Raw genomic sequence first — 15,809 nt, 5'->3', positions numbered from 1 at the left:
ACTAATTGAAGCCGGCGCGATCGAAAATGATCTGGGCCTTGGTTTGGTACATTGCCAGATTCTTGACGGGCAATTTGTCGGCCTTGAACTTGCCGAGCGAGTCGAGGGCCGGGTTTGCCACCTTGACGCTGTCCACCACCGGCCATTCGTTGTTGCCATCGGCGAAGTAGCGCTGGGCTTGGTCGGAAGCGAGGTATTCGAGGAACTTGACGGCCGCTTCCTTGTGCGGTGCGGTCTTCATCATGCCGCCGCCGGAAACGTTGATATGGGTGCCGGTCGTTCCCTGGTTGGGCCAAACGACGCCGACCTTGGCCATCAGCTTCTGGTCTTCCGGTTTGGTCGAGCGCAACAGGCGGGCAACGTAATAGGTGTTGGAAATGGTCAGGCCGCATTCGCCGGCTGAAACCGCCTTGATCTGGTCGGTGTCGCCGCCCTTCGGGGCGCGGGCGAAATTGGCGACCATGCCGCGTGCCAATTCTTCGGCCTTGGCTTCACCCTGATGGGCGATGATCGAGGCCATCAACGAGAGGTTGTAGGGGTGCGAGCCGGAGCGCGAACAGAATTTGCCTTTCAGCTTCGGATTGGCCAGATCTTCGTAATTCTGTACGTCCTCGGCCTTGACCGCCGCTTTGTTGTAAACGATGACGCGAGCGCGGGTCGAGAAGGAAAACCAGTCTTCGGTGCGTAGATGGGCCGGAATCCGGGATTCCAGCGATTTCGAAACGACCGGGGCAAACAGTCCGAGTTCGTGCGCCTTGGCCAGCCGGGCCGCGTCGACGGTCAGGAAAACATCGGCCGGGCTGTTGGCGCCCTCGTTCTTGATCCGCTCGAGCAGTTCGTCTTCCTTGCCTTCGATGCGGTTGATCTTGATGCCGGTCTGCTGCGTGAAGTTGGCGTAGAGCGCCTCATCCGTCTGATAGTGACGGGCCGAGTAAAGGTTGAGGATCTTGTCTTCAGCGAAGGTGGGGTGTGACAGGGCGGCAATGGCGGCGGCAATCAGAACAGACCTTGATTTCATGCTGAAAAACTCCATGGGGAATGAGGTTTTTTCAGTCTACATGCCGAAAAATGGTTTGTAAATGAGAAACGTTACTAAATGCAGGCGTTAAAAAAAGCGGTTCGCAAGCCGCTGGTTTTCAGTTTCCGTCGAGAATTCGTCGGGCGCCGTTGTAGCGCTGCACCCAGTAGCTGCTTTCCATGCTCTCAACGCGGACTTCGGCGCCGGTGCGCGGTGCATGCATGAAATGGTTGTCGCCAAGGTAGATGCCGACATGCGAGAAGGTCCGGCGCATGGTGTTGAAGAACACCAGGTCGCCCGGTTTCAACTCGCTGGTGCTGACCTGCTGGCCGACTTCGCTCATTTCGCGGGCCGTGCGGGGTAGTGAGGCACCGATGCTGTCCTTGAACACCAGGCGGACAAAACCGCTGCAGTCGAGGCCGCTGTTCTCGTCGTTGCCGCCCAGGCGGTAACGGACGCCAACCAGCTTCAGGCCTTGCAGGATGACATCCTGGGCTGCGTTGGTGTAACGTTCAAGGAACGACATCTGCTCGTCCGGTTTCCGGCTCTGTTCCGCCGCGGAAGCGGCACTGATGCCGCTGAAAAGCAGGGCGGAGGCGAGCAAAAACGAGGTAGTTACTTTACGCATAGGGCCGGAATGTATTGGAAAAACAGGCATCTGTAAAGACTTGGGGTGATTTGGTAAATTCGCGCCCCGTAACTATGTTCATAGTCCGTAATTATGAATACAATTTCTTTCCCACAGCGTAAGGAACACGATGAAACCCTTCAAGGCACTGCTGATTGAGGAGCGTGACGGCAAGGTAATCAGCGGTTTCGTCCAGATGGACGAGAGTCAGCTCGATCCCGGTACGGTCACCATTCGTGTCGCCTATTCGAGCGTCAACTACAAGGATGCGCTGGCGGCAACCGGTAGCGGCAAGATCATTCGGCGCTTTCCCTGCGTCGGCGGCATCGACCTGTCCGGTACGGTTATCGAAAGTTCCGATGCGCGCTTCAAGGTCGGCGATCCGGTCATTGCGACCAGTTTCGACATCGGCGTGGCGCATCACGGCGGTTATGCTGAAATTGCCCGCGTGCCGGGCGACTGGGTTGTTCCGCTGCCCGATGGCCTGAGCTTGTTCGATGCCATGGCGCTCGGCACGGCCGGCTTTACGGCGGCCCTCGGCATTGTGCGGATGGAGGAAAACGGTCTGCGCCCGGACAAGGGGCCGGTCATCGTTACCGGGGCAACCGGCGGGGTCGGCAGCCTGGCTGTCGATATGCTGGCAAAGAGCGGCTATCACGTGGTGGCGCTGACCGGCAAGGAGAGCGAGGCCGACTACCTGCGCGGACTGGGCGCCGCCGAAGTCATGCTGCGCCAGAGTCTCGATCTGTCGAAAATCCGCCCGCTCGACCGGGGGCGCTGGGCGGGGGCGGTCGATAATCTGGGGGGCGATGTCCTGGCCTGGATTGCCAGCACGATGGAGCAGGGCGGGACGATCGCCAGTATTGGTCTGGCGGCCAGCATGTCGCTGAATACCACGGTGGCGCCCTTCATTTTGCGCGGCGTTTCGCTGCTCGGAGTCGATTCCGGCTATATCCGCGAACCCTATCGCAGCGGGGTCTGGCAGCGCCTGGCCGGCGATCTGCGGCCGCCGCATCTGGCCGCCATGGCCCGGTGCATTGCACTGGACGAATTGCCGGCTACTTTCAACGAATACATAGCAGGTCGGGCCAAGGGTCGCGTGGTGGTTGACGTTGCCGGAGGCTGAAGTGGCTGACCTGCCGCGCATCCTGGTCGTTGACGACTCGCGAGTCGTCAGGGTGTCGCTCATCAAGCATCTGAAGGGGGCTTACGAGGTTCGTGAGGAGGGCGATGGCGAGGCGGCCTGGCAGACGCTGGTTCTCGACCATTCGATCCGGGCCGTGATTTCCGACCTGCAGATGCCGAAGCTGAATGGTTATGAGTTGCTGGAGCGGGTTCGGACATCGAAGCTGCGCCGCTTGCAGCAGTTGCCCTTCATCCTGGTTTCCGGCGAGGAAACCGAAGAGGAGCGCCTCAAGGCGCGTGAGCTTGGCGTTTCGGATTTTGTTACCAAGGGGGCCGGCAGCGCCGAGGTGCTGACTCGCTTGAATAATTTGCTGGCCCTGTCGAATGCCCAGGAAAGCCTCGATACCGGGCGTGAGGGCATGGTTCAGGATCCGGTGAGCGGCTTGTTCACGCGGAAATTCGTTGAACTCCAGACCGCCCAGGGTTTGTCGCATTCGTCTCGGCATGGCGTCGAAACCAGCGTGATGGTGCTCGGCTTCGACGGTTTCGCCGGGATGTGCGAACGGCTGGGGCCACAAGTCGCCGAGGCGGTGGGCAATCGCTTTGCCAAGATGCTGGTGAGCAAGATGCGCCAGGAAGACAGTCTCGGACATTTCGGTGCCGGCCAGTACGCCGTCGTCTCGCCAGGCACCGCGGCGGCATTTTGCGCAACCTTTGCCGAGCGGGTGCGCGAGGCTGTCGAGGTGGCGCGCCTTTCGGTGCAGGGCCAGACAGTGGCGCTGACGGTTAGCATCGGGCTGGCCAGTGTGCCCGTCGATGCGGTTGGTTCGGCCGGCGCCTTGCTCGATCTGGCCGGACAACGCATGCAGCAGGCGATGGCGGCCGGCGGCAATCGCACCAATACCGGCGGCGTCTTGCCGGCGACGCGGCCGATTTCGATCAATCACGCGCTGGAATTGCTGGCCGCCGGCCGCCAGGAGCCGGTCAAGCCGCATCTGGCGGTGCTTGGCCGGCAGTTGTTGCCGTTGATCGGTCTGATCAATCAGGAATTGGGTTTGGCTTTGCCGATGGCAGAGATCGAACGCCGTTTGACTGAACGGAATCCTCCAAAACAATAGTCCGTTCAGTATTTTTGTAGTGCAGGAAATCTTAATTAGAGGGAGCTTTATGGCGACGTACAAGGAGTTTCACCAATATTCCATCGAAAAGCCGGATGAGTTCTGGACCGAGCAGGCCCAGCTTGTCGACTGGAAGGAACCGTTCACCCAGGTCTGTGACTATTCCCGTCCGCCGTTTGCCAAATGGTTCGTCGGTGGCAAGACCAACCTGTGCCACAACGCGGTTGACCGCCATGCTGCCAAGCGGCCGAACGATCGCGCACTGATTTTCGTGTCGACCGAGACCAACGAAGAGAAGGTTTATTCCTTCATTGAACTGCAGCGCGAAATCGAACGCATGGCGGCGATCTACCAGAGCCTCGGCGTCAAGAAGGGCGACCGCGTGCTGATCTACATGCCGATGATTGCCCAGGCAACCTTCGCCATCCTGGCCGCAACCCGCATTGGTGCCATCCACTCGGTGGTCTTCGGCGGCTTCGCTTCCGGTTCGCTGGCTACCCGTATCGACGATGCCAAGCCGGTGCTGATCGTTTCTTCCGACGCCGGCATGCGTGGCGGCAAGGCCGTGCCCTACAAGCATCTGCTCGACGAAGCGATCGAACTGGCCGAACACAAGCCGGCCAAGGTGCTGATGGTCGACCGCGGCCTGGACAAGGAATTCAACAAGGTCGCCGGGCGCGATGTCGACTACGCCACGCTGCGCGAGCAGTTCATCGATGCCCAGGTGCCGTGCGAATGGCTGGAGTCCTCCGAGCCGTCCTACATCCTCTACACCTCCGGTACGACCGGCAAGCCGAAGGGCGTCCAGCGCGACACCGGCGGCTATGCTGTGGCCCTGGCTTCGTCGATGAAGCACATCTATTGCGGTGGCGAGGGCGAGACCTTCTTCTCGACTTCCGATATCGGCTGGGTGGTCGGTCACTCCTACATCATCTATGGCCCGCTGATCGCCGGTATGGCCACCGTGATGTACGAAGGCACGCCGCTGCGTCCCGATCCGGGCATCTGGTGGCAGATCGTCGAAAAGTACAAGGTTACCGTGATGTTCTCGGCGCCGACCGCCGCCCGCGTGCTGAAGAAGCAAGACCCGGCGTACATGCACAAGTACGACCTGTCGTCGCTGAAGCATGTCTTCATGGCCGGCGAGCCGCTTGACCAGCCGACGCATGAGTGGTTCATGACCGAACTGCAAAAGCCGGTCATCGACAACTACTGGCAGACCGAAACCGGCTGGCCGATGCTGGCTGCGCTGCCGGGTGTCGAAAACACGCCGATCAAGTATGGTTCGCCGTCCTTCCCAGTCTATGGCTACAACCTGCAGATTTTCCGCGAAGACGGCTCGATTTGCGATGCCAACGAAAAAGGTATCGCCGCCGTCATTCCGCCGCTGCCGCCCGGTTGTTTGTCCACCGTCTGGGGCCAGGACGACCGTTTCGTGTCGACCTACTTCACGCTGTTCAAGGAGCCGCTGGTTTATTCCTCCTACGACTGGGCGATCAAGGATGACGACGGTTACTTCACGATTCTTGGCCGCACCGACGACGTGATCAATGTCGCCGGCCATCGCCTGGGCACCCGTGAAATCGAGGAAGCGATCCAGAACCACCCGGCGATTGCCGAAGTGGCCGTGGTCGGTGTCGAAGACAAGCTGAAAGGCCAGGTGCCGATGGCTTTCGCCGTGGTCAAGGATGCTTCCCGTATCGCCACGCCAGAGTTGGTCAAGGCGTTGGAGAAGGAAGTCTTTGCGACGGTTGACGGCATTCTCGGCGCCATCGGCCGGCCGGCCCGCGTGCACTTCGTTACCGGCTTGCCGAAGACCCGTTCCGGCAAGATGCTGCGCCGTTCGCTGCAGGCCCTGGCCGAAGGCCGCGATCCGGGCGATCTGACGACGATCGACGATCCCTCTACTCTTGAGCAGATCAAGAATGCACTGACCAGCTAATCGTCATTGTGTTTTCGCAAAAAACCCGCTGGTGCGAGCCAGCGGGTTTTTTTTGCCTCTGAACTGAAAGATTCCGGTTTCGGTGCGGATGTTAGAATGCTGGCCAGTTCTACCTTCCCGTCGTACCAAGCAAATGATCTACGAAACCGTAGCTGCCGTTGATTTGGGTTCCAACAGTTTCCGTCTGCAGGTCGGGCGGGTGGTTGACGACCAGATTTATATTCTTGATTCGATGAAGGAGCCAGTGCGCCTGGCCTCCGGCTTGACGGCCGACAAACGCCTGGATGAAGCCGCTCAGGCCCGGGCGCTGGAAGCCTTGCGCCGTTTCGGCGAGCGCTTGGGTGGCCTGGATGGTGGGGCGGTGCGGGTGGTGGCGACCAATACTTTGCGGGTCGCCAAGAACGCTGCGGAATTTCTGCCACTCGCCGAGGCCGCACTCGGTTTTCCGATCGAAATCATCGCCGGGCGCGAAGAGGCACGGCTGATCTACATCGGCGCCTCCCATTCGCTGCCGATGGCGGCCCACAAGCGGCTGGTCATCGACATCGGTGGCGGCTCCACGGAATTCATCATCGGCAAGCGGCATGAGCCGCAACTGATGGAATCCTTGTACATGGGGTGCGTCAGCTACACGCTGCAATTTTTCCCGGATCGCAAGTTCGACAAGAAACGCTTGCGCGAAGCCCAGATTGCCGCTGCCAAGGAAATCGAGCTGATCGCCTACGACTACCAGCGTCTGGGCTGGAAGGAAGCGATCGGTTCTTCCGGTTCGGCCCGGGCCATTGCGGATGTGCTGGAATTGAATGCGCTCAATCCGAATGGCGAGAGCGGCATTACCCGTGAAGGTCTGGATCGGCTGTGTTCGCTGCTGATCAAGGCGGGCTCGGCCGAGGCGCTCGATTTGCCAGGCGTCAAGGGCGACCGTCTGCCGGTGCTGCCGGGTGGTATTGCCATCATGTCGGCAATTTTCGAGGAACTGGGTATCGAGCGGATGACCTATGCCGACGGTGCCTTGCGTCTGGGCGTACTCTATGACCTGCTGGGCCGCTTTCATCACCACGATATGCGCGACTCGACGGTGGCGCAGTTTCGCCGGCGTTATCAGGTTGAGGCCGATCAGTCAGAGCGGGTCGAAGCGACCGCGCTATCGGCATTGACGCAATTGGCCGAAGGCGCGCCGAGCGAGGACGATGTGCAGTTTCTGTCGTGGGCTACGCGGCTGCACGAGATCGGCATTTCGGTCGCCCACAACGCCTATCACAAGCATGGCGCCTACGTGCTGACCTATGCCGACATGCCGGGTTTTTCAAAGAAGGATCAGGCGCGGCTGGCGATGCTGGTGCTAGGCCATCGTGGCAAGCTGGAAAAGCTGAGTGCAATTCCTGCGTCCGACAGTGCCTGGAAACTGGTTTTCTGTTTGCGCCTGGCCGTGCTGCTGCATCGCACCCGTGACGACCGGCTGTTGCCAGCCTGGTCCGTCAAATTGTTGGGCAACGGCTTTCAGCTTGAGTTGCCTGCCGAATGGCTGGCCAGCAATCCGTGGACTGCCGCAGCCTTGGGTGAGGAGGCGGCAATCTGGAAGCAGATCGGACGGGAATACCTGGTCAAGTCCAGGACGGCCAGGAAAATTGCATGAGTGACAGTCCCCGATTGCGCGTCGAGTCGGGGAGGGTGGTTCTGTCCGGCCAGTGGACGCTGGCCGCGATGCTGCCGGATCTCAGCGATTTGCAGGAGCAACTGGCGGTCCAAGGCAAAGGTGTTACATGCTGGGATCTGTTGGCGCTGACCAAACTGGATAGCGCCGCCGCCGTGTTGCTCTGGCGAACCTGGGGCAATGCCTGGCCGGAGTGCCTCAATATTTCGGCCATCCACCGGCAAGTGCTGAGCCGGGTCGCCGAACTGCCTGAGCGTATTCCGGGCTCGCCGACCCGCCTTTTTCATCCCCTGGAATTCATCGGCTGCCTGTTGCTGGAAGCGCTCGCCAATTTGAAGGGCATGGTCGCGCTGTTCGGCCAATTGTTGCTGGATATTGGATATCTTTTTCGGCATCCTGAGGATATTCCCTGGAAGGAGTTTGCGGCCAACGTCTACAAGGCGGGGGTGCGCGCCTTGCCGGTCACGGCGCTGGTCGGATTCCTGATCGGCATTACCATCAGTTACCTGTCAGCCTTGCAGTTGAAGAGTTTTGGCGCCGACATCTTTATCGTCAATATTCTCGGTATCGCCATCATTCGCGAGTTGGGGCCGGTCCTCGTTGCAGTGCTCGTTGCCGGCCGTTCCGGTTCGGCAATGACAGCCCAGATCGGCGTGATGCGGGTGACTGAGGAAATCGATGCGCTGTCTACCATGGGCATCTCGAGAACCGTCCGTGTCGTCTTGCCAAAAATCCTCGGGCTGACCGCCGTAATGCCTCTGATCGTGCTGTGGACCTCCGCCGTGGCGCTGCTCGGCGGTATGGTGGCAGCCATGCTGCAGCTTGATCTGTCGCTTGTCTATTTTCTCGAAAACCTGCCGCGTGCTGTTCCGCTCGCCAATCTGCTGATCGGCCTGGGCAAAGGGCTGGTCTTCGGTTTCGTCATCGCCCTGGTCGCCTGTCATTTTGGCTTGCGGGTCAAACCCAATACCGAAAGCTTGTCAGCCAATACCACCCGGGCGGTGGTTACGGCGATTACCACGGTGATTCTGGTCGATGCGGTTTTTGCGGTTTTTACCCGCCATATCGGGGTGCCGAACTTATGAGCGAACCGGCGGTTGTTGAACTCGCCGGCGTCAGCACGGTATTCGGTACCCAAACCATCCACCGGGATCTGAATCTGCGCGTCGAGACCGGACAGATCGTCGGTCTGCTGGGCGGTTCGGGGAGCGGGAAGACCACTTTGCTGCGCGAGATGCTCGGGCTGCTCCGACCGACGGCCGGTTGCGTCCGCCTGTTCGGTGTCGATCTCAACGATGGCGATGCTTTTCTCCAGCGCAGCATACGTCGCCGGTTGGGCATGTTGTTTCAGCAAGGTGCCTTGTTTTCGGCGCTTTCGGTTTTCGACAACATCGCTTTTCCCCTGCGCGAACTGCGTTGTCTCGACGAGGACTGGATCTGTCGCCTGGTACACCTCAAGCTGGCCATGGTCGAACTGGAACCGGAGCACGGCAAGCTGATGCCGGCCGAACTCTCCGGTGGCATGGTCAAGCGCGTCGCGCTGGCCCGGGCCTTGGCGCTGGAGCCGGAGTTGCTGCTGCTCGACGAACCGACGGCCGGCCTCGATCCGGATCGCAGCCAGAATTTCGTCGACCTGGTTGGCGCCTTGCAGAAGGCGCTCGGCCTGACCGTCATCATGGTCACGCATGATCTCAATACCCTGGCCGGACTGGCCAGCCACGTGGCGGTTCTGGCCGATGGCCAGATCATTGCCTTCGGCCCGAAGGACGAGGTGATGACCGTCGATCATCCTTTCGTCACCGGCTTTTTTGGCGCAGATCGCCGGAAACTGCTTTAATACCCCTCCATGGAAAACAAGTCGCACGCTTTTGCCGCCGGACTTTTCGCTCTGCTGCTCGTTGCAGCAATGTTGCTCGCTATCTACTGGCTGGGCGGTGACAAGGACAACACACATGACTACATCGTCGTCACCAAGCAGAACATTGGCGGCCTCAACCCCCAGGCGCAGGTCCGTTATCGCGGTATCCGGGTTGGCAAGGTCAGCGATATTCGCCTCGACCCCGAGGATTACAGCAATATCCTGGTGACCATCTCGGTCAATGAAGACGTGCCGCTAACGCGCGGTACGATCGCCCGGCTGAATTATCAAGGGGTGACCGGGCTGGCGCATATCCTGTTGCTGGAAACCGGCAAGGACATGGAACCGCTGGAGCCGAATGACGAGAAGCCGCCGCATATCACGATGATTCCGTCCTTGCTTGATGAACTCGGCGAAACCGGCGCGGCAACGCTGCGTCAGGCCCGGCAACTGATGGTCAGTGCCAATGCAATGTTGAGCGAAGAAAACCGGCAGCACCTGACGGCAACGCTGGCCAATCTCGAGTCGGCCTCGGCCAACATGAAGCCGGCGCTGGAAAACCTGAACGGCACCATGGGGCAAATGAAGAAGCTGCTCGACGATCGGAACATCAAGAATATCTCGGTGGCGGCCGGCGAGGTTGGACCCCTGCTGGCGGAAACGCGGCTGCTGATCAACAAGATGCAGGCCGCCACCGATAAACTGGATGTAGCGATAGGCGATCCATCGGCCACTGGCGCTTCGGCATTGATGCCGCGCCTGAACGAGATGGCCACCGATTTTTCGATGACTTCCCGCCAGTTGAGCCGCGTTCTGCGCATCCTCGAAGACACGCCGCAAGGCCTGGTCTTCGGGGCGCCGGCTTTGCCGCCGGGGCCCGGCGAGCCAGGATTCCAGACTGGTGGAGCGAAATGACATGCGCCGGCTAGTCCTGATCCTGATTTTCGTTTCCCTCAGTGCCTGTTTTACCTCGGGTAAGCGCGGCACGGAAAAAGGCTTGGCGATCTACGATCTGGGGCCGCCGGCCGTGTCGCGCCTCGCCGACGAAAGAAAAATGCCGCTTGCCGTCGAGGTGCGCGCGCCGCTCTGGATGGATTCGCTCGGTGTCAATTACCGGCTGGTCTATGCCGATGCCGCGCGTCTGCACGAATACTCGCGAGTCCGCTGGGCCGGTCCGCCAGCCCAGCTGATTCAGCAGCGCCTGATGCAACAGCTGGATTTGTCGCCGACCGGGCAGGCCCGTTCTCGGTGCGTCCTGCGCGTCGAAATCAGCGAATTCACCCAGGTTTTCGTCAGCCCGGGCAGCAGTAAGGGCGTTCTACGAGGGCGTGTGCATTGGCTCGACCAGGCGCGCCATCAATTGGCCGAAGTTGATCTGGATATCGAGAAAGTCGCTGACAGCCAGGACTCACAAGGCGGTATCGGCGCGCTACGGGCGACGGTTGAGCAACTGGCTGTCGATTTGCAGGCTTGGGAAAAACATCTGGCGGCCAGCGGCAAAGCCGGAAGCTGTTCCGGTTAGTCGGAAATGATGCGCTCGGCAATACGCTGTTTGAGATTGGCGAGGTTGTCGTCGAAATGGCTGTAATGCATCAGCGACAGGCCGAATACGCAGGCGTAGAGCAGCAGGCTGCGGCTCTTCGCTTCGGCATCCGACATTCCGGCGGCGACAAACAGCTTGCGCGTGCATTCCAGCCGATAGAGATCGACCGATTCGACGACCGCCGCAGCCTGTGCGTCATGCCGCGCCCAGTCGCGGACGGCCAGTTCAATCGCCATACCCTTGCGGTTGCGACTCGCACCGTAAACCTCGATGGCGTAATGCAACTGGTCGCGCTCCTTGCCCGGGGCGACCGCCGTGGTCTTCTCGATATCGAAAATACGCCCCGCCTTCCAGTGTTCAAGCACGGCGTCGAGCAGCGACTGGCGATCCTTGAAATGCCAGTAGAAGCTGCCCTTGGTCACGCCGCAACGCTTGGCGAGCACTTCGACGCGCAAACCGGCAATGCCGTCGCGCGCCAGCACCTCGATAGCCTCTTCTATCCAGCGATCAGGGTCGAGTTGGGTGCGTGGCGATTGGGCGCGACCGCGCGTACGGGGGAGCGTTGATTTCAAGGAGGAGTTGACAGTTTTATTTTCCATACGCTACCGTATGCGTTTCCATACGACACAGTATGGTCATTGTGCGGATAGACTGGGCGTCTGTCAAACAGGCAAACAGCGCTGAACAGAACTAATCGAGGAAAAAGGAGAGCCTAGTGAAAATTCTCGTCCCCGTGAAACGGGTAGTGGACTACAACGTCAAGATTCGGGTGAAGGCCGACGGTTCAGGTGTTGACCTGGCCAACGTCAAGATGAGCATGAACCCCTTCGACGAAATCGCCATTGAAGAAGCTGTCCGGCTGAAGGAAGCCGGCATCGCCAGCGAAGTCATCGCCGTCTCCTGCGGCGTCGCCGCCTGTCAGGAAACCCTGCGCACCGCGATGGCGATCGGTGCCGACCGCGGCATCCTCGTCGAAACCGACGTCGAACTCCAGCCGCTGGCCGTCGCCAAGCTGCTGAAAGCCCTGTGCGACAAGGAACAACCGCAACTCGTCATCTGCGGCAAACAAGCCATCGACGACGACGCCAATCAAACCGGCCAGATGCTTGCCGCGTTGCAAAACTGGCCGCAAGCCACCTTCGCCTCGAAGGTCGTTATCGCCGACGGCCAAGCGACGGTCACCCGGGAAATCGACGGCGGCCTGGAAACCCTGGTGATCAGCCTGCCGGCCGTTGTCTCCACCGACCTGCGCCTGAACGAGCCGCGCTACGCCACGCTGCCCAACATCATGAAAGCCAAGAAGAAGCCGCTCGACACCGTCAAGCCGGCCGACCTCGGTGTCGATGTCGCACCGCGCCTGACAACGCTGAAAGTCGCCGAACCCGCCAAGCGCAGTGCCGGCGTCAAGGTCGCCGACGTCGCCGAACTCGTCAACAAGCTTCGCAATGAAGCGAAAGTGATCTAAGGGAGAACACACCATGACCATTCTCGTCATTGCCGAACACGACCAGCTCAGCCTCAAGGCCGCCACCCTCAACACCGTCGCCGCCGCCGTCAAGATCGGTGGCGAAGTGCACGTCCTGGTCGCCGGCAGCGCCTGCGCCGGCGCCGCTCAGCAAGCTGCCGGCCTGCACGGCGTCGCCAAGGTCAAAGTCGCCGACGCCGCCCACTACCAGAGCCAGACCGCCGAAAACCTCACCGCCCTGATCATCGCCCAGGCCGCCGGCTACAGCCACATCCTCGCTCCAGCCACCACCTTCGGCAAGAACCTGCTGCCGCGCGTCGCCGCCTTGCTCGACGTCGCCCAGATCTCGGAAATCACCGGCGTCGAAGCTGCCGATACCTTCATTCGTCCGATCTACGCCGGCAACGCGCTGGCCACGGTCAAGAGCGCCGATCCGGTCAAGGTCATCACCGTCCGTACCACCGCCTTCGACCCCGTCGCCAGCGGCCACAGCGCCCCAGTCGAGACCATCAGTCCGGCGGCCGACACGGCGCAAAGTACGCTGACCCACCGCGAATTGACCAAATCCGAACGGCCCGAACTCGGTGCCGCCAAGATCATCGTTTCCGGTGGTCGCGGTCTGGGCAGCGGCGAGAACTATCACGCCCTGCTCGAACCGCTCGCCGACAAGCTCGGTGCCGCCCTTGGCGCCAGCCGTGCGGCGGTCGATGCCGGCTTCGTGCCGAACGACTACCAGGTCGGCCAGACCGGCAAGATCGTCGCACCGCAGCTCTACATCGCGGTCGGCATCTCGGGTGCCATCCAGCATCTGGCCGGTATGAAGGAATCGAAAGTCATCGTCGCCATCAACAAGGATCCGGATGCGCCGATCTTCCAGGTCGCCGATTACGGCCTGGTCGGCGATCTGTTTGAAGTCGTACCGCAACTGGTGGGAGCGGTCGGCTAAACTAGCCGGGTGAATCTACCGGATACCTTGCTGGGCGAAGAATGGTACTGGGCGGCGTGGGTCGTCTGGCTGCTGTTCTTCGCCCGCAGTGTTTGGCGTGCCCCGTGGGGGCGGCTGAAGGACAGCGAGCAACTGAATCTCTGGCTCGGCATGATCGTCTTGCTGACCCTGATCTGGAGCCTGAAGGCCGGCGTCAAACCCGGTCTCGGTTTTCATCTGCTGGGGGCGACGGTATTTACGCTGAGTTGTGGGCCGCATCTGGCCTTTATCGGTTTGTCGCTGGTAACCGTCGGTATTACGCTGAACGGTGCCGGCGGGCCGCTGGCTTTTGCGGCCAACGCCCTGTTGCTGGGCGGGCTGGGCGTGACATTCAGTCAGCTTTTCTATCGTTTCTTGTCGCCGCTACTGCCCCGACACTTCTTTGTTTACATTTTTGTTAATGGTTTTTTTGGTTCGGCGCTGACGATTATCGGTGTCGGCTTCTCTGTCACGCTGTTTCTCGCGGTGGCCGGTGTTTACGAGTGGGAATATCTGATCAGTGAATATTTTCCCTATTTTTTCCTGCTGGCTTTTTCGGAAGCCTGGTTGTCCGGCATGGTGATGACCTTATTTGTCGTTTATCGACCCAACTGGGTGATCACCTTCGACGATTCCCGGTATCTGGCAGACAAATAGCCGTTACAATTCAAGTGGTTTGTCTTTACTGAGGCATGTGTCCTTGAATTCTCTGGCTTTTCGCTATTGTTTGCCGCTGACCTTTTTGGTTCTGTCGGGTAGCGCTTCCGCGGTTGGTTTGGGCGAATTGCGCGGGCAACCGAATCTTGGTGAGCAACTGCGGCTGGAAATCACGATTCTCGGCGCCGACAAACAGGGCCTCGATGCCAATTGCTTCCGCTTGGTACAGCCGGAAGGCGGTAACGATCTGCCCTGGCTGAAAAAGGCGACCTTCAGTCTGCGCAAGGGAAATCCACCAGTTCTTGAGATTCGTTCTGACGTCATCCTGCGCGAGCCGATTTTGCAGCTGGCAGTACAGTTGAGTTGTGGTCACGAAGTTTCCCGGGAATACATGCTTCTGGCCTCGCCGGAAAAGACTGTTGCGGCGCCGCCGGCCATTCAACGTCCTTTGCCCGATGATGCGCCATCGCGCACTCCGCGAATCACGCCGCAAGTCAGGGCACCGCATCCCGCCATGCCTGATGCGCTTGAGTCGCCTCCGCGTCTGGCGCCACGTCGGGCCGAGGGGCGTTCGGCGCCGCGCGGTTTGCCGGATCGTGTGATGTTGTCGAGCGGCAACGAGGTTGGCGAACCTTCGCTGCGTCTGGCCACCGATATCTTTGCCCAGCCTGGCGGCGAGGCGCCAGAGGCGCGACGCGACATTCTTCGCCTGGAATTCAGGATGCTGATGGCGCTCAACGAGCAGGCGACATCGCAACTGGCGACAGCGGAAAAGCTGCGCAACATGGAAGATACGCTCGGCGAATTGCAGCAACGCGCAGGAGAGTTTGCCCAGCGCATCGAAAAGGGGGGGGCTTCAAACGAGCTGCCGGTCGTTGCCGACCAGGCGCCGGCGCTGCCGCCCCCCGTGTCGACCGATACTTCGGCTCGTCCAGTCAAACCCTCGGTTGCGGGGAGGGCTGAGACTTCCGCCGGTCTTTCCGAGTGGAGCCTCTACGGCGTCTTGCTCGGTGCGCTTTTGGGCATTGGCGGCTGGCTCGGCTGGAAAAATTATCGCGAACGCCGGCAGCGGCTGGCCGATGAAAAGCGTGTACTGCTCGCCCCGAAACTTGCCACAGCGCCTGAGCTGGACAAAGAGTCCGATGGGCTGGGTGCCGTAGATCTGCATTTCGATACGCCGACCGGCAGTTCGCCGATCCAGGTCGATGTCGAACTCGATGGCGGCGAGCCTGGCCTCCTTGGGCATCCGTCTGCACTATCCGATACCCCGGTGGGCACCATCGATTCAGCGGCGGCGATCGGTGTTGCCCCTGTCGACGAGCATTTTGAAGCCAATCCCGTGATGGAGCTGGCCGACATCATGCTTTCCTTTGGTCGAGTCAAAGGGGCGGCGCAGGCCTTGCAGGAATATATCGACAACAACCCGCAGGAAGCGCTGCAGCCATGGATCAGGCTGATGGATGTCTATCGAATGGCGGGTATGCAGGATGAATTCGAGACGGTGGCGCGCAACCTGAATCAGAACTTCAACGTTGAAATTCAACATTGGGATCCGACGCAAGCGACGTCCGGCCTTCAGGTCGTCGATCTGCTCGTTGACGATTCCGCCACGGTCCCGGTTGCGCCGCGTCCGGAGTCGCTGGAGCAGATGCCGCGCATCATTAGCATGATCTGCGAGATGTGGCCGGGGGGCGATGTCGTCGGTTATCTTTACCAGTTGTTACGTGACAACCGCGGTGGTCAGCGTCTTGGTTTCGCGCTTCCCGTCGTCGAGGAAATACTGTTCCTGATTGAACTCAAGGAAACCTCCAACAGAATTCAATAGAAAGATGCGATC

The 15,809-nt window shown here is 60.3% G+C and carries 15 protein-coding genes; 12 read left to right on the top strand and 3 right to left on the bottom strand.

Features of this window, described 5'->3' with window-relative positions; genetic code table 11:
• Position 1: 1 nt before the first annotated feature.
• Positions 2-1,018, bottom strand: coding sequence for a Fe(3+) ABC transporter substrate-binding protein (locus ACLIKD_RS10610; RefSeq protein ID WP_428828308.1), 1,017 nt, complete (start codon positions 1,016-1,018; stop codon positions 2-4).
• A gap of 118 nt (positions 1,019-1,136) precedes the next feature.
• Positions 1,137-1,646 carry a C40 family peptidase gene (locus tag ACLIKD_RS10605; protein ID WP_428828307.1) on the bottom strand — a complete coding sequence of 170 codons (510 nt, stop codon included), beginning with the start codon at positions 1,644-1,646 and terminating at the stop codon, positions 1,137-1,139.
• A 130-nt stretch (positions 1,647-1,776) separates the two neighbouring features.
• Between ACLIKD_RS10605 and ACLIKD_RS10600 the strand changes: the two genes are divergently transcribed.
• The 8 genes from ACLIKD_RS10600 to ACLIKD_RS10565 all read left to right on the top strand — a co-directional run bounded on the left by ACLIKD_RS10600 (position 1,777) and on the right by ACLIKD_RS10565 (position 10,865).
• The gene (locus ACLIKD_RS10600) at positions 1,777-2,772 is read left to right on the top strand and encodes an oxidoreductase (RefSeq protein WP_428828306.1); all 996 of its coding nucleotides are present in this window, start codon (positions 1,777-1,779) and stop codon (positions 2,770-2,772) included.
• 1 nt (position 2,773) lies between these two features.
• Complete coding sequence (locus ACLIKD_RS10595) at positions 2,774-3,889, top strand: GGDEF domain-containing protein (protein WP_428828305.1); 1,116 nt, start codon at positions 2,774-2,776, stop codon at positions 3,887-3,889.
• Between the two features lie 49 nt (positions 3,890-3,938).
• On the top strand, positions 3,939-5,831 hold the full coding sequence (locus ACLIKD_RS10590) for a propionate--CoA ligase (RefSeq protein ID WP_428828304.1): 1,893 nt from the start codon (positions 3,939-3,941) through the stop codon (positions 5,829-5,831).
• Positions 5,832-5,964: 133 nt separating this feature from the next.
• Positions 5,965-7,467, top strand: coding sequence for an exopolyphosphatase (gene ppx / locus ACLIKD_RS10585; RefSeq protein ID WP_428828303.1), 1,503 nt, complete (start codon positions 5,965-5,967; stop codon positions 7,465-7,467).
• Positions 7,464-8,570, top strand: a complete 1,107-nt coding sequence (locus tag ACLIKD_RS10580) for an ABC transporter permease (protein ID WP_428828302.1) — start codon at positions 7,464-7,466, stop codon at positions 8,568-8,570. The genes ppx and ACLIKD_RS10580 overlap by 4 nt, the downstream gene beginning before the upstream one ends.
• A complete protein-coding gene (locus tag ACLIKD_RS10575; protein WP_226416125.1) occupies positions 8,567-9,322 on the top strand; it encodes an ABC transporter ATP-binding protein in 756 nt (251 codons plus the stop codon). The genes ACLIKD_RS10580 and ACLIKD_RS10575 overlap by 4 nt, the downstream gene beginning before the upstream one ends.
• Before the next feature lie 9 nt (positions 9,323-9,331).
• Positions 9,332-10,258, top strand: a complete 927-nt coding sequence (locus ACLIKD_RS10570) for an MlaD family protein (RefSeq protein ID WP_428828301.1) — start codon at positions 9,332-9,334, stop codon at positions 10,256-10,258.
• 1 nt (position 10,259) lies between these two features.
• Positions 10,260-10,865 (top strand): ABC-type transport auxiliary lipoprotein family protein, encoded by a 606-nt coding sequence (locus ACLIKD_RS10565; protein WP_428828300.1) that lies wholly within the window; start codon positions 10,260-10,262, stop codon positions 10,863-10,865.
• On the opposite strand, the gene ACLIKD_RS10560 is transcribed toward ACLIKD_RS10565, so the two are convergent.
• On the bottom strand, positions 10,862-11,485 hold the full coding sequence (locus ACLIKD_RS10560; RefSeq protein WP_226416122.1) for a TetR/AcrR family transcriptional regulator: 624 nt from the start codon (positions 11,483-11,485) through the stop codon (positions 10,862-10,864). The two genes, ACLIKD_RS10565 and ACLIKD_RS10560, sit on opposite strands and share 4 nt — an antisense overlap.
• A 116-nt stretch (positions 11,486-11,601) precedes the next feature.
• Here ACLIKD_RS10560 and ACLIKD_RS10555 point away from each other — a divergent pair, with 116 nt between their 5' ends.
• From ACLIKD_RS10555 to ACLIKD_RS10540, 4 genes are all read left to right on the top strand, one after another.
• Positions 11,602-12,351 (top strand): electron transfer flavoprotein subunit beta/FixA family protein, encoded by a 750-nt coding sequence (locus tag ACLIKD_RS10555; RefSeq protein WP_428826008.1) that lies wholly within the window; start codon positions 11,602-11,604, stop codon positions 12,349-12,351.
• A gap of 13 nt (positions 12,352-12,364) precedes the next feature.
• Positions 12,365-13,297 carry an electron transfer flavoprotein subunit alpha/FixB family protein gene (locus ACLIKD_RS10550; RefSeq protein WP_428828299.1) on the top strand — a complete coding sequence of 311 codons (933 nt, stop codon included), beginning with the start codon at positions 12,365-12,367 and terminating at the stop codon, positions 13,295-13,297.
• 27 nt (positions 13,298-13,324) lie between these two features.
• Positions 13,325-13,972, top strand: a complete 648-nt coding sequence (locus ACLIKD_RS10545) for an energy-coupling factor ABC transporter permease (protein WP_428828335.1) — start codon at positions 13,325-13,327, stop codon at positions 13,970-13,972.
• A gap of 70 nt (positions 13,973-14,042) precedes the next feature.
• Positions 14,043-15,797, top strand: coding sequence for a type IV pilus assembly protein FimV (locus ACLIKD_RS10540; protein ID WP_428828298.1), 1,755 nt, complete (start codon positions 14,043-14,045; stop codon positions 15,795-15,797).
• The last annotated feature ends 12 nt before the right edge of the window (positions 15,798-15,809 follow it).

This window comes from Azonexus sp. IMCC34842, assembly GCF_050368855.1.
Lineage (GTDB): Bacteria > Pseudomonadota > Gammaproteobacteria > Burkholderiales > Rhodocyclaceae > Azonexus > Azonexus denitrificans_A.
This window is presented reverse-complemented; position numbering and strand designations above follow the sequence as displayed.